Below are 14850 nucleotides of genomic sequence, written 5' to 3'. Positions count from 1 at the left end.
ATTAAAAACAATATTTGTTAGAAATAATATTAAAATTAATATATAATTCTGCGTGCAAGCACCCAACTATATTTTACAATGTAAAATAATATTAATGTTTATTTTGGTATTTTAAGTAATTAATTTTTAGCTTCTTGCCATTTGCCTTTTGTATAAAAAGCACTCCAGTTGGTCTTTTTACCTTTTTTTATAGAAACTATATATTGTTGTTTTTTATCTCTATTATATCTTATTATAGTTTTATTTCCTTCTGGATCGGTAGATGGAGCAGCAGCAAGATATTTTAAGTTATTAGGTAACCTGTTGATAAATCTTTTTAATTCTTCTACTAAAGGCGCTCTAGTTTCGCGTAATTTAGGAAAGGTACTAGCTGAAAAAAATATTCCAGTTGAACTATTACGTAATACAAAATAATCATTTGATTTTTCACAAAGTAACTCTGGAAAAGGAACAGGAACTTCAGTAGGTGGAGCAATATTACCATCTTTTAAAATTTTCCGAGCGTTTTTACAATTTATACAACTTAAGTACTTACCAAAACGCCCTATTTTAAAATTCATTTTTGAATAACATTTATCACATTTTATATTGATATAATTATTTTCTTCCAGATTAAATCGACCTTTTTCTATTTCAGATCCATCGCATCTAGGATTATTACCACATATATAAACTTTATATTTACTATCAGTTGTTATGTAAATATCCATAACGGTATTGCATTTTTGACAGCGTTTACGTGTAACAAGAGAACTAATTTCATCAAATTCATTTTTTAAATTATTAATTATTTTGTTTTCTAAAATTAAATTAATAGTTTTCTTACAGCAATTTTTTGATTTTAAATCATACCCTGAACATCCTAAAAAAACTCCTGTGCTAGCATTGCGAATACCCATTTTACGACTGCATAGTGGACAATCAAGAGAAACTAATACCATGTTATTTACTGGCATACCGCCTTCTTGAGGTTTTTTTTCAGCTTCATTTAACTGCTTAATGAAATTCTCAAAAAAATTATTTAGAACTTGCTTCCATTCAACTTTGTTATTAGCAATTTTATCAAGATTATTTTCCATATAGGCTGTAAAATTATAATCAATTAATTCACTAAAATTTTTCTTTAAGCAATTAGTAACAATTTCTCCTATTTTTTCAATATAAAAACGGTGATTTTCAATACGTATATATCCCCGGTCTTGAATAGTAGAAATAATTGTAGAATAAGTAGAAGGGCGACCTATACCCATTTTTTCAAGCTCTTTTACCAGTGATGCTTCAGTAAAACGTGAAATCGGTTTAGTAAAATATTGATTTGGGAGTAATTTTTTTAGACAGATATTATCTCCAACTTTAATATCTTTTACATCAAAAAATTTACTATGTTCATGTCTTTTTTTCGGTAATATTCTATTCCAACCGTCAAATATTAATATTCTTTCTTTAGATTGTAATTTATATTTATCAGCTGTAGATGTTAAGATAGTTAATTCATACTGTGCTTCTGTCATTTGACATGCTATAAATTGACACCAAATCAGCTCATATAACTTTCTTGCATCTAATTCAATTGTTTTTATTAGTTTTTCTGCGCATAAATTTATATTAGATGGTCTAATTGCCTCGTGAGCTTCTTGAGAATTTTTATTATTATAAATAATAGCACATTTATTAATGTATTTATTTCCAAATTTTTCTAGAATATAATTCCTAACATTTTCTAGAGCTTCTTCACTTATATTAGTCGAATCTGTACGCATATAAGTGATATAACCAGCTTCATATAAACGTTGTGCAATTAACATAGTTTTTTTAACACTAAAACCTAAGTATATATTAGCTGCTTGTTGCAAAGTTGAAGTAATATAAGGAGCTGGTGGTTTTATACTAATCTTTTTTATTTCAATATTAGTAATTTTATAAGATAATTTCTTTAATAATTCTATGTGATAGGAAACATCATTTTGGTTCTCAAGATGGAATATTTCTTTATTAAAATGAGTAATATCCATTTTGATTTCTTTATTTCTTGAAGTTTTAAAATTAGCTTGTAATTTCCAGTATTCTTTGGGTATAAACGTTTTTATTTTTTGTTCTCTTTCTGCTATTAATCTAACAGCAACTGATTGTACTCTGCCAGCAGATAACCCTCTAGCTACTTTTTTCCATAATAATGGAGATACCATATAACCGACAATACGATCCATAAAACGACGAGCTTGTTGAGCATTAACTCTATTAATATTTAATTTGATAGGATTTTTAAATGCTTTTAAAATTTTATTTTCTGTAATTTCATTAAATATTACACGGCTAAAACGATCGTCATTTCCGCCAATAATTTTCTGTAGATGCCAGGCAATAGCTTCACCTTCACGATCAAGATCAGTAGCAAGATAAATATGATCTGCTTGTTTAGCTAATACTTTTAATTCCTTAGCTATTTTTTCCTTTCCAGGAATAATTTGATAATTTGCTTCCCAATTATTATAAGGATCAATACCCATACGTTTTATAATAGATGATAATTGTTTATCAATTTTTTTAGTTTGGTTATTTTTTTCATTAGGTATCATCATTTTATGTTTTTTTAAAATATAATGATTACTTTTCGGTAAATCTCTAATATGACCAATACTAGATTTGACCACATAATTATTATTAAGATATTGATTAATTGTCTTAGCTTTGGCTGGTGATTCAACAATAACAAGTGTCTTACCCATATTTACTAATACCTAAAATTTCTATATGTTAGAGAACTATTACTTTATCTATTATTATCTGCATTTGTGTACATTTATAAATATTATACTTAAAAAATAAATTCCTACTTATTAGGATTTGTTTTGACATTAAATATTAAATAAAATTTAATTTTCTATTATGAATACGTAACAACAAAAATAGTTTATATATGATTTAGAATCAATATATAAAACAGCTACAAATTCAATAGATTAAATAAACCACTTATTTATATCATATAAATTAAAGATATTATTAGAGGATAATAAAATTTATATCATTTATTTTGCTTAATATAATAAATACAATTTTAGTTAATTTACACATTTGATATATATTATAATAATAATTAAAAGTAATATGTTTATTAATTATTACTTTATTTTTTCATATGATCCATTAAATTCGATAAAAAATAGCTTATTATTTTATTTGTGCTATCCGTTAAGTAATTAAATATTTTGGGACCGTTTTTTATATATTGTACACTTATTATATTAAATTTATTCATACATTTGATAATAAAATCATCACTGGTACCAATTTCATCAACTAACCCTAATTTTAAAGCATTATTACCATACCAATGCTCTCCTGTAGATATAGTATCAATATTTACATTAGGGCGCATTTCATGAACAAAATGTTTAAACAATTTATGTGTCCTATCTAATTCTTCTTGAAATTTTTTACGTCCTTTATCGGTATTTTCTCCAAGTAAAGTTAAAGTACGTTTATGTTGTCCAGCAGTATGCATTTCTACATCAATATTATTTTGTTTAAGTAACCGATTAATATTAGGTATTTGTGCTATTACTCCTATAGAACCTACAATAGAAAATGGTGCTGCAACGATATGATTAGCTACACATGCCATCATATACCCACCACTAGCTGCTACTTTATCTACTGTTATAGTAATATGTAATCCAGAATCTCTTATACGTTTTATCTGAGCAGCAGCTAAACCATAACCCTGAACAATTCCTCCACAACTTTCAAGACGAATTAAAACTTCATCATTAGCTTGTTGGACAGATAATATTGCTGATATCTCTTGTCTTAATGAACCTACTTCTTTAGCATCAAGGCTACCTTTAAAATCAATAACATATAGAGTAGGTTTAGTATTTTTTATAGATATTTTTTCTAATTTTAATTTTTTCTTTTTTTCTTTTTTATAATTTTTTAACCAATTTTTTTTTTCTTGTAGGGGCATTTTAGCTAATTGAAGTTCTATTTTCATTTGTTCATAATCTTCACTTAAATTTGTAAAGCGAAATTTTCCAATTGGATTTTTTTTTCGCAAAGTTCCACTAATAAATATTAATATAATTGCAGAAACCATAATGATTACTGTAATAAATTTTATTAAGAAAAGTCCATAATTTGATAAAAAATTCATCTTTATATCCTATTAAAGAAAAATCGAACGTATTTTATTCCCTTATAGCTAACAAGGTTAAATAAACTATAGTAATAATATTTTTAATTAAATATTTAAATTTAATAATTTGTAAAATTTAATAATTTGTAACCAAGTAACTATATAATTCTAAATAATGTTAGTAAACATTATTGTAAATAAGTATTGTTATTAAATTAAATATAATACATTTACATATTTAATTTTGAAATTGCTTATTAAACTTATGATATAAGTTTCATTACTTAATAAATATATGTTTACTTTTAATATTAAATTCTAAATTGTTTTAAAATTGTTATCTAGTGAATTATAGAATATAATCATGATCTTAACTTTAGATATACATTTAATAATTTCCTATTATAATTATTTAGTTACATATTAATGTTAATTTTCGTGCAATCTCACTAAAAATTAGTTATTGATATTATATTACCTTATATATAATTTCTATCTAGCCATAGATTATTTTTACTTATAAATAGTATTATATCCTAAATAGTTACAATATTATGATTTTATGTAATTGTTTTGTAGTTTATCTTAAATATAAAATATTATTTATACAGCAAAATTAAACCAATATTTTAATATCAAATGATTAAATTAAGTTAATAATAAAAATTTTCATTTTCCAATTCTATTAACATATAGATCAATACAATGTTTTATATAATCTATTTGCCTTTTAATTAAAAAATATTTTTGTTCTAAAACATCATAATCAGCTGATTTTAAAAAAGAATTCTAGAGAAAATCATTATGTTAAATGATAAGCCTATGGTAAAAATAATAAATGTTGATGTTCCTTATCACGATAATCCCGCAATATTATTTCATCAACTTTGTGGGTCTAGACCAGCAACTTTACTACTTGAATCTGCTAACATAGATAGCAAGCAAAATTTAAAAAGTTTACTAATCATAGATAGCGCGTTACGTATTACTGCAATAGATAATTGTGTTTATCTACAAGCGTTATCAAAAAACGGTCTAATATTATTGTCATTATTAGATAATGTATTACCTAGTAGTATAAAAAATAAGATTAATACACATGAACTTATATTAAAGTTTTCCAATCATTCTAATATACAAGATGAAGATAATCGTTTAAAAAGCAAATCAATATTTGATCCACTTAGATTAATTTTGAAATTAATGGAAATACCTCCAGATAAAAAAGAAGCATTTTTATTAGGCGGCTTATTTTCTTATGATTTAGTTTCAAATTTTGAAAATGTGTGTAGAATTGAAAATAAACAAAATTGTCCTGATTATTGTTTTTATTTATCAGAAGTATTGTTAATACTGGATCATCAGAAAAAAACGGCATCCCTACAAAGCAGTGTCTTTTGTAATGATGTAAATGAATTTCAAAGACTAACAATGCGAATACAAAAATTGCAGGGCAAAATGCTGGTAAAAAATCCTACATTACCAGAAAAAAAAATACGAGATATGAAACTTACCATGAACCATGATGATAAATCATATTGTAAGATAATTAAACAAATGCAAAAATCAATACGTTCAGGAGAAATATTCCAAGTAGTACCATCTCGACGTTTTTATTTACCATGTCCTTCTCCTTTAAGTGCATATAAAATACTTAAAAAAAATAATTTAAGTCCTTATATGTTTTTTATGCAAGATAAAAATTTTTCATTATTTGGCGCTTCACCGGAAAGTTCATTAAAATATGATTCTCGATCGCGCCAAATTGAAATATATCCTATAGCAGGTACACGTCCTAGAGGTTATCTTCCTGATGGATCTTTAGATTTAGACCTTGATAACCGCATAGAATTAGAAATGCGAACAAATCATAAAGAACTTTCAGAACATCTTATGTTAGTTGATTTAGCACGTAGTGATTTAGCCAGAATATGTATACCTGGTACTCGTTATGTCGCTGATTTAATAAAAGTTGATCGTTACTCTTATGTAATGCATTTAGTATCTCGCATCGTTGGTACACTTAGATCAGATTTAGATGCATTACATGCATATAGAGCATGTTTAAATATGGGTACTCTCAGTGGTGCACCTAAAGTACGTGCTATGCAATTAATAGCATCTGTAGAAGGAGATAGACGTGGAAGCTATGGTGGCTCAGTAGGATATTTAACACCACAAGGAGATCTAGATACCTGCATTGTTATTCGTTCTGCATATATTGAAAACGGAATAGCAACAGTACAAGCAGGAGCAGGTATAGTATTAGATTCAAAACCTCAAGATGAAGCAGATGAAAGTCGTAACAAAGCTAGAGCAGTGTTAAATGCTATTGCAACTGCACATAGTTGTAAGGAACTTTTCTAATGGCTAATATTATGCTCATTGATAATATTGATTCTTTTACATATAACTTTGTTGAGCAATTAAGAATTTTCAAACATCATGTATGTGTTTATAGAAATAATATTCCTACTGGTTTTTTAATACATAATATTAAAAATTCAAACATTCAAGTTCTTATTATATCAGCTGGCCCTGGATTACCAAAAGATGCTGGCTGTATAATAGAATTAATTAGAATATCTTGTGGACACATACCTATTATAGGCATTTGTTTGGGTCATCAGGCTATAATAGAATTTTATGGAGGTAAAGTTTGTCAATCAGGAGAAATTTTACATGGAAAAACTTCTTTGATAGAACATGATAATAAAGCTATGTTCAAAAATATTGGTAATCCTATGTTAGTAGCACGTTACCATTCACTAATAGGTAATGATATACCAATTTCTCTTACCGTAAATGCTAAATATAGAAATATGGTGATGGCTGTAAGACATAATATAGATAGAATATGTGGATTTCAATTTCATCCTGAATCTATATTAACTCCAGAAGGATCATTATTGATTAAACAAACAATCAATTGGGTTTTAGAAAAATAGTATTGGATGCAATAAATATGAATAACATATTTGATAAATTATACAAATTAAAAGTTCTTACTAAAACAGAAAGTTATCAATTATTTGAAAGTATTTTACATGGTAAAATTAACTCAGCACAATTAACTGCAGCTCTCATTTCAATGAAATTAAGAGGAGAAACCCAAGAGGAAATTATTGGTGCAGTAAAAGCTTTATTAGATAATGCTAAACCATTTCCTCGTCCAGAATATATTTTTGCAGATATTGCTGGTACTGGAGGTGATTCTAGCTGTAGTATTAATATTTCTACAGCTAGTGCCCTTGTAGCTGCATCTTGTGGATTTAAAATAATAAAACATGGTGGTAAAGGAACTAATAATTTTGGATCCTCTGATATTTTAACATCATTAGGAGTTAATTTAAATAATTCACCCAATGATAATCGTAAAATATTAGATGAATTAAACTTTTGTTTTATATTAGCACCGAAATATCATGCTGGATTCTCTCATGCAATTAAAGTTCGTCAACAATTAAAGATCAGTACTATGTTTAATATATTAGGACCATTAGTTAATCCTGCTAGACCACCTTTATCTGTTATTGGTGTCTATAATCCAAAACTTTTATTACCAATAGCTAACATATTGAAAATTATGGATTATCAACGTGCAATAGTAGTTCATGGAGGAGGGATGGATGAAATAATACTACATGATATAAATCATGTAGCTGAATTGCATGATGGTAAGATCACGTTATATCATCTAACAGCTGAAGATTTTGGATTTACATACAATGCAAATGGAAAATCATTAACTATCAATTCTACAGAAGAAAGATACAACAATTTCATAAAATTAATTAAAGGCTGTGGCTATCAGTTACATGAAGAAACTGTAGCTGCTAATACTGCTATGTTACTTAAAATTTTTGGTAACGAAAATTTACGTGATAATGCACAATATGCCCTCAATATAATTCGTAGTGGACAGGTATATAAACTTTTATCAGATTTAAAATCAAGAGGATAATTATGCAAGGTAATTTATTAAATAAAATTCTTCAAGATAAAATAGTGTGGATTGAAAGACGTAAACAGAAACAACCAATTATTAGTTTCCAAAAAAAAATAAAACCTTCAAATCGCAATTTCTATGATGCACTAGAAGGGGAAAATACCAAATTTATTCTTGAGTGTAAAAAAGCATCTCCATCTAAAGGATTAATTCGGAAAGGATTTAACCCTTTAAAAATAGCTAGTGTTTATAGAAATTATGCATCAGTAGTTTCTGTTTTAACTGACGAAAAATATTTTCAAGGAGATTTTTCTTTTTTGTCAATAGTAAGTTCTGTAATTAAACAACCAGTGTTATGTAAAGATTTTATTATTGACCCATATCAAATTTATTTAGCTCGCAATTATTATGCAGATGCAATTTTATTAATGCTATCTATCTTAGATGATAAAAAATACTGTCAATTGGCAACAATTGCTGATGAATTAAATATGGGAATATTAACAGAAGTAAGTAATGAAAAAGAGATAGAACGTGCTATCTCTTTAAAAGCAAAAGTAATAGGTATTAATAATCGCAATTTTCAAGATTTATCAGTTGATATAAAACGTACAAGTGAATTGGTTTCATACCTTTCTGATAATGAAATAGTTATAAGTGAATCAGGAATAAATAATTATTCTGATATTAGAAAATTGAGCCATTTAGTTAATGGATTTTTAATTGGCTCTAAGCTAATGGAAGAAGATAACCTAGAAATGGCAACGCGTCGTATGTTGTTAGGAAATAATAAGATCTGTGGTTTATCGCGTTCCGAAGATGCATACACAGCATATACTGCTGGTGCTATTTTTGGAGGTTTAATTTTTATTGATGATTCTCCTCGTAAAATTAATGCTATACAAGCAAAAAGAATTATTGCTAATACACCTCTTAAATATGTAGGAGTATACAGAAATTCTAGCATTCATGAAATAGTAACAGATGCAGTAAAGCTTAATCTAGCAGCTATTCAATTAAATGGAAATGAAAACCAAGATTTTATTACTAAATTGCGTCATGCTTTACCTTCTAATATACAAATTTGGAAAGCGCTAAGTGTTAAAGATAAAATTCCAGAACGTAATTTATCGGATGTTGATTTGTATTTATTTGATAATGGATGTGGAGGATCAGGCAAACAATTTGATTGGAATTTATTAAAAGACCAAGAACTTAATAATGTAATATTGGCTGGTGGAATCAATATTAGTAATTGTATGCTAGCTTCTCAACTAGGTTGTTCCGGACTTGATTTTAATTCAGGAGTTGAAAGTGCTCCTGGTATTAAAGATCAAAACAAAATTCACGCTGTTTTTGAAATACTTCGAGATTATTAATCTTAAATTATAATATTTAATTTATTTCAAAAGGAAATAAAAAATGACTTTACTCAATCCATATTTTGGTAAATTTGGAGGAATGTATATACCACAAATATTAATGTCAGCACTTTTAAAACTTGAAGAAGCATTTATTAATGCACATAATGATTCTAATTTTAAATTAGAATTTAATGAGTTACTAAAAAATTATGCTGGTCGTCCCACTCCATTAACTTTATGTAAAAACTTAACAAAAGGGACAAATACACGTTTATACTTAAAGCGTGAAGACTTATTACACGGAGGTGCTCATAAAACAAATCAAGTTCTAGGACAAGGTTTATTAGCTAAAAGAATGGGAAAAGATAGGATCATTGCAGAAACTGGTGCAGGTCAACACGGTGTAGCAGTAGCGTTAACTTGTGCATTACTGAACATGAAGTGTTGTATTTACATGGGATCGAAAGATATAGAGCGTCAACAACAAAATGTAACACGAATGCATCTTATGGGTGCTGAAGTAATTCCCGTTTGCACTGGTTCTAAAACTTTAAAAGATGCATGTAATGAAGCACTACGAGAATGGTCTGGTAGTTATGACAATACACATTACATCATTGGTACAGCCGCCGGACCCCATCCATTTCCAACTATAGTACGAGAATTTCAAAGCATAATAGGTAAAGAAGCAAAAGAACAAATTTTATATAAAGAAGGACATTTGCCAGATAAAATTATTGCTTGTGTAGGTGGTGGATCTAATGCTATAGGTATTTTTGCTGATTTTATTGCAGATCAACAGGTAGAATTAATTGGTGTTGAACCTGCTGGTTATGGTATTAAATCAGGCAAACATGGAGCAGCTTTAAAACATGGTCGCATAGGTATATATTTTGGTATGAAAGCACCTATAATGCAAACTGAGGAAGGGCAGATAAAACAATCTTATTCTATTTCTGCAGGTTTAGATTTTCCTGCAGTAGGTCCTCAACACGCATATTTAAGTAGTATAGGACGTGCTAATTACGTATCTATAACAGATCGTGAAGCAATAGAAGCATTTAAAAAATTATGCGTCTTAGAAGGAATTATCCCAGCTTTAGAATCATCACATGCTTTAGCATATGCATTAAAAATTATTACTTCAAACCCACAAAAAAAACAAGTTATATTAGTAAATCTTTCGGGTCGTGGTGATAAGGATATTTCAGTTGTTAGCAATATTAACAACAATAGTATTGATAAGGAGACATAATGAAACGTTATGATCAACTGTTTAGTCAATTAAAAACTAACAAACGAGGTGCATTTTTTCCTTTTATGATATTGGGAGATCCAACACCAGCAATATCATTAAAAATTATAGATACACTAATTTCAGGAGGAGCAGATGGATTAGAACTAGGTATTCCTTTTTCTGATCCTCTAGCTGATGGTCCAGTAATTCAAAATTCTAATTTACGTGCGTTCAATTCAGGAATTACAGTTTCGCAGTGCTTTGAAATGATTTCTAGTATACGATATAAGTATTCTCAATTACCCATTGGACTATTAATTTATGCTAATCTCGTATTTTCTCAAGGAATTAAAAATTTTTATAGCATTTGTGCGAAACTAGACATTGATTCAGTATTAATTGCTGATTTGCCTTTAGAAGAATCTAAACCATTTGTTCAAACAGCTTCATATTATAATATAAATCCTATATTTATTTGTCCTCCAAATCCTAATGATAATCTGTTACGTAAGATATCAATATATAGTCGTGGATATATTTATTTGCTATCACGTACAGGAGTAACTGGCATTGAAAAACCAGCTAATATAACATCTGAAGAAATAATAAATAATTTACATAAATATACATCAACTCCTTTGATACAAGGTTTTGGAATTTCTAATGTTACTCAAGCAAAACAAATAATTAAAACTGGAGTTGATGGTATAATTGTTGGTTCTGCAATAATAAAAATAATCGAAGATTACTATGATCAAATTGATTCCATGCTTAAAAAGATAGAAATAATGTCTATTAAATTTAAATCTGTTTTATTAAAATAATAAAAATAATATTTCATATTTAATAATATATTTTTTAAAAATTTAATATTACAATGCTTAAGGAGTTGGTATGCACATCACGGCAATATCCGTGTACCGTGAAAGTAAAAAATTTTTTCTAAACAAATTAGTTATATTAATATTTATTACGTTAATGATTGCTGCAGCTAATAATATTATAATAAATACTCTAACATATTTTAGCACAGAAGAATCAATATTTTCTAAACAAGAAAATACAAATAGTTTATCATCTTTAAATTTGATCAATGATAAAGAAAAAAATATAAAATAATTCTTATTTTTACATTAATTAACTGCACTGAATTAACAACAAATTCTATATTAATCAGTAGTGTGTTATATTTATTTTCTTCTAATAAACATAAAAAAAAAGAATTATTCTACTAGAAAATATTAAAGAAATATTTTCATCTTTACCTAAACTAATAATTTTGATCTTAGTATTAAATTTAATAACTCAATTTGGTTTTATAATATTATTTTTTCTAGGAATTTTATTAACCTCTTTTCTTTCAATATCTCCAATCATATTAATACATAATAGACTAGGTATTTTTACATGTATAAAAAATAGCATGCTTATAGTATTCAATAATATTGAAATAGTTGTTCCTGCAATTATTATATGGTTATTAGTAAAAGTGATACTTATGGCAGTATTTTCTTTTATATTATTTTTTTCAACAGGTGTAATGGAATTTTTATTTATGATTTGTAACAATTTTATTTCTGAATTCATAATTATTTATTTATATAGATTTTATATATTTTTAGATAAATAATTTTAATTTTTATTAATATTGATAACTATAATAAACAATAACACCTATATTGTTTATCAATTTAATAAACTATGACTAATTATTTTAATTTTATTAAAAATATATAATACTAAAATTAAAAAATATTATTTTGTAAATAATATTAATTACTAAATGTAATAATTTATTATATCCATTGTTAATTGAATCAATAAAAAATTATTTTAATAGTTTCCCCAAATCAAACAAATATTGTTATTTATAATATAATTTTTATAAAAATATTGTTTAATATTTACTAAATCACATATAGATTCAAGATATAGAATATTATAAATAAGTTTTTTACAAAAACATAAAATTACTTTATCAAAAATTCAGATATAAATTATATTTTGATTTTTATTCATGTAAAATGCAATAATAATTGTTATATTTTATAAATTTTATTACTATTATAACATTTACAATGGTATTTAAAATATTATTTAATTATTATGTAGTAACAAGAAATATTTGTACTTCATATTAATAATCTAGTAAATTAAACAAATGATTTTATGGATATTTTATTGCTGTAATATACTACTTCATAGTAAATATTTATCGATTATATCTTATGTATTAGAATACGAATAGGATATTAAATTAATGATGAGTTTTTATAATTTTATGAATTTTTTTTTCTGTGTATTTATTGGTTGTTAGTAGCTAATATTACTTTACGTATATTAATGACACGTAGAGCTGTAAATTCATCAATGGCTTGGCTGTTAGTTATCTATATTATTCCTATATTAGGTATAATTATTTACTTATCATTTGGTGAATTATATCTAGAAAGAACTCGAATTAAAAGAACACGTTCTACATGGATTTATACTAATAATTTTCTTAAAAAATTAAAAAAAAATAGCGATATTTTTACAACTAAACATAGTAACGTAGCCTATTCTTTATTTAAACTGTGTAATGAAAGACAAGGTATTCCTGGAATTAAAGGTAATAACTTAAAATTAATATCTAATGCTAATGATGTTGTTAAATCATTAATTAATGATATCAAAATTGCTCGTCATAATATAAAAATGATATTTTATATATGGCATCCAGGTGGACTAGCAGATGAAGTCGCTGAATCATTAATAAAAGCATCCTACAGAGGAGTAAAATGTCGACTAATATTAGATTCTGCTGGAAGCATATCATTTTTTCGTAGTCACTGGGCAAAAAAAATGCGCAGTGCAGGTATTGAAGTAATCGAAGCATTAAAAATAAATTTATTGAATTTTTTTTTGCGCCGTATAGATTTACGTCAACATCGTAAGCTAGTATTAATTGATAACTACACTGCTTATACTGGTAGTATGAATTTAGTTGATCCATCTTTTTTTAAACAAAATATTGGTGTGGGACAATGGATTGATTTAATGGTAAGAATAGAAGGTCCTATTTCTACTTTAATAGGTACTATTTTTAATCGTGATTGGGAAATAGAGACTGGTAATCGTATACTACCAGTTTATCAAAAACATGATATAAAAACATTACATGAAAAAAACTCTTGTATTGCTCATGTAGTTGCTTCAGGTCCTAGTTTTCCTAAAGATATCATGCATCAAGCGCTTTTAACAGCTATCTACTCTGCACGCGAACATTTAACCATGACCACTCCTTATTTTATTCCTAGCGAAGATTTACTACATGCATTATGTACGGCAGCGTTAAGAGGTGTAAATGTTGTTATTATTATTCCTCTTTATAATGATTCTACATTGGTTAGTTGGGCTAGTCGTGCTTTTTTCAGTGAGTTATTAGAAGCTGGTGTCAATATTTATCAATTTGAAGGTGGTTTATTACACACTAAAAGCATGTTAGTCGATAAACAATTAACCCTTTTAGGCACCTTTAATTTAGATATGCGTAGTATATGGCTTAACTTTGAGATTACTCTAATAGTAGATGATCTTAATTTTAGTAATAATATTTCTTGTTTACAAGAAAATTATATTACTAATTCTCGCTTATTAGATAAAAAAACATGGTCAAAACGTTCATTTTGGAAAAAATTTTTAGAAATGATATTTTACTTGTTAAGTCCTTTATTATAAATTATTGTTACGGAACAAAAAGATTTAATAAAACTTTACATATTGTATTTATTTATATAATAATAATTGAATTTTAAATAACTAAAAAGATATATTAACCTATAAAATTTAAAATGGTAATTTTAAAAATAATTTCTATTAATATTAAGTGTTTTTATATTAATGAAATTATTTTACCTGGATATTTTTAAATTTATTTTCCGAAATAAAATAACTAAATATTAATTAAAATAAAAAATATAACAATATTTATATCATAATAAACAATGATTTGGTCTATTAATTATTTGTTAGTAATGATAGTTATAGTAAATATATGATAATTTATTGATTTTATGATATATAATATATTGTTGCTTATGAAAAATTTAATATATTTGATTATCTATAACAAATAAAAAATTATTTTAAGTAAGTATTACATAATTGATACGTCATTAATAAT

General features: G+C 26.2%; 10 protein-coding genes and 1 pseudogene. 9 read left to right on the top strand and 2 right to left on the bottom strand.

Annotation, left to right across the window (positions count from 1 at the left end; genetic code table 11):
- Positions 1-119: 119 nt before the first annotated feature.
- Both topA and sohB read right to left on the bottom strand, forming a co-directional pair.
- Positions 120-2726 (bottom strand): type I DNA topoisomerase, encoded by a 2607-nt coding sequence (gene topA, locus FD726_RS00820; protein ID WP_159989689.1) that lies wholly within the window; start codon positions 2724-2726, stop codon positions 120-122.
- A gap of 401 nt (positions 2727-3127) precedes the next feature.
- Entirely contained in the window at positions 3128-4153 is a 1026-nt protein-coding gene (sohB, locus tag FD726_RS00815) for a protease SohB (protein WP_159989688.1), read from the bottom strand.
- A 786-nt stretch (positions 4154-4939) separates the two neighbouring features.
- Here sohB and FD726_RS00810 point away from each other — a divergent pair.
- From FD726_RS00810 to cls, 9 genes and pseudogenes are all read left to right on the top strand, one after another.
- On the top strand, positions 4940-6502 hold the full coding sequence (locus FD726_RS00810; RefSeq protein ID WP_159989687.1) for an anthranilate synthase component 1: 1563 nt from the start codon (positions 4940-4942) through the stop codon (positions 6500-6502).
- A complete protein-coding gene (locus FD726_RS00805; protein WP_159989686.1) occupies positions 6502-7083 on the top strand; it encodes a glutamine amidotransferase-related protein in 582 nt (193 codons plus the stop codon). The genes FD726_RS00810 and FD726_RS00805 overlap by 1 nt, the downstream gene beginning before the upstream one ends.
- Positions 7084-7100: 17 nt before the next feature.
- Entirely contained in the window at positions 7101-8099 is a 999-nt protein-coding gene (trpD, locus tag FD726_RS00800; protein WP_159989685.1) for an anthranilate phosphoribosyltransferase, read from the top strand.
- Between the two features lie 2 nt (positions 8100-8101).
- Positions 8102-9463: a bifunctional indole-3-glycerol-phosphate synthase TrpC/phosphoribosylanthranilate isomerase TrpF gene (gene trpCF, locus FD726_RS00795; protein ID WP_159989684.1), complete on the top strand. Its 1362-nt coding sequence runs from the start codon at positions 8102-8104 to the stop codon at positions 9461-9463.
- Between the two features lie 43 nt (positions 9464-9506).
- On the top strand, positions 9507-10703 hold the full coding sequence (gene trpB, locus FD726_RS00790) for a tryptophan synthase subunit beta (RefSeq protein WP_159989683.1): 1197 nt from the start codon (positions 9507-9509) through the stop codon (positions 10701-10703).
- Positions 10703-11509: a tryptophan synthase subunit alpha gene (trpA, locus tag FD726_RS00785; protein ID WP_159989682.1), complete on the top strand. Its 807-nt coding sequence runs from the start codon at positions 10703-10705 to the stop codon at positions 11507-11509. Before trpB ends, trpA begins: the two co-directional genes overlap by 1 nt.
- A 70-nt stretch (positions 11510-11579) precedes the next feature.
- A complete protein-coding gene (locus FD726_RS00780; protein WP_159989681.1) occupies positions 11580-11804 on the top strand; it encodes a hypothetical protein in 225 nt (74 codons plus the stop codon).
- A 103-nt stretch (positions 11805-11907) separates the two neighbouring features.
- Complete coding sequence (locus FD726_RS03675) at positions 11908-12315, top strand: YciC family protein (protein WP_159989817.1); 408 nt, start codon at positions 11908-11910, stop codon at positions 12313-12315.
- A 630-nt stretch (positions 12316-12945) separates the two neighbouring features.
- Positions 12946-14405 (top strand): annotated as a pseudogene (cls, locus tag FD726_RS00770) (cardiolipin synthase).
- Positions 14406-14850: the final 445 nt, after the last annotated feature.

This window comes from Pantoea sp. SoEX (genome assembly GCF_009829945.1).
Taxonomy (GTDB): Bacteria; Pseudomonadota; Gammaproteobacteria; order Enterobacterales; family Enterobacteriaceae; genus Pantoea_C.
Note: the sequence above shows the minus strand (reverse complement) of the source record. Positions and strands in the feature narration are given on the sequence as shown.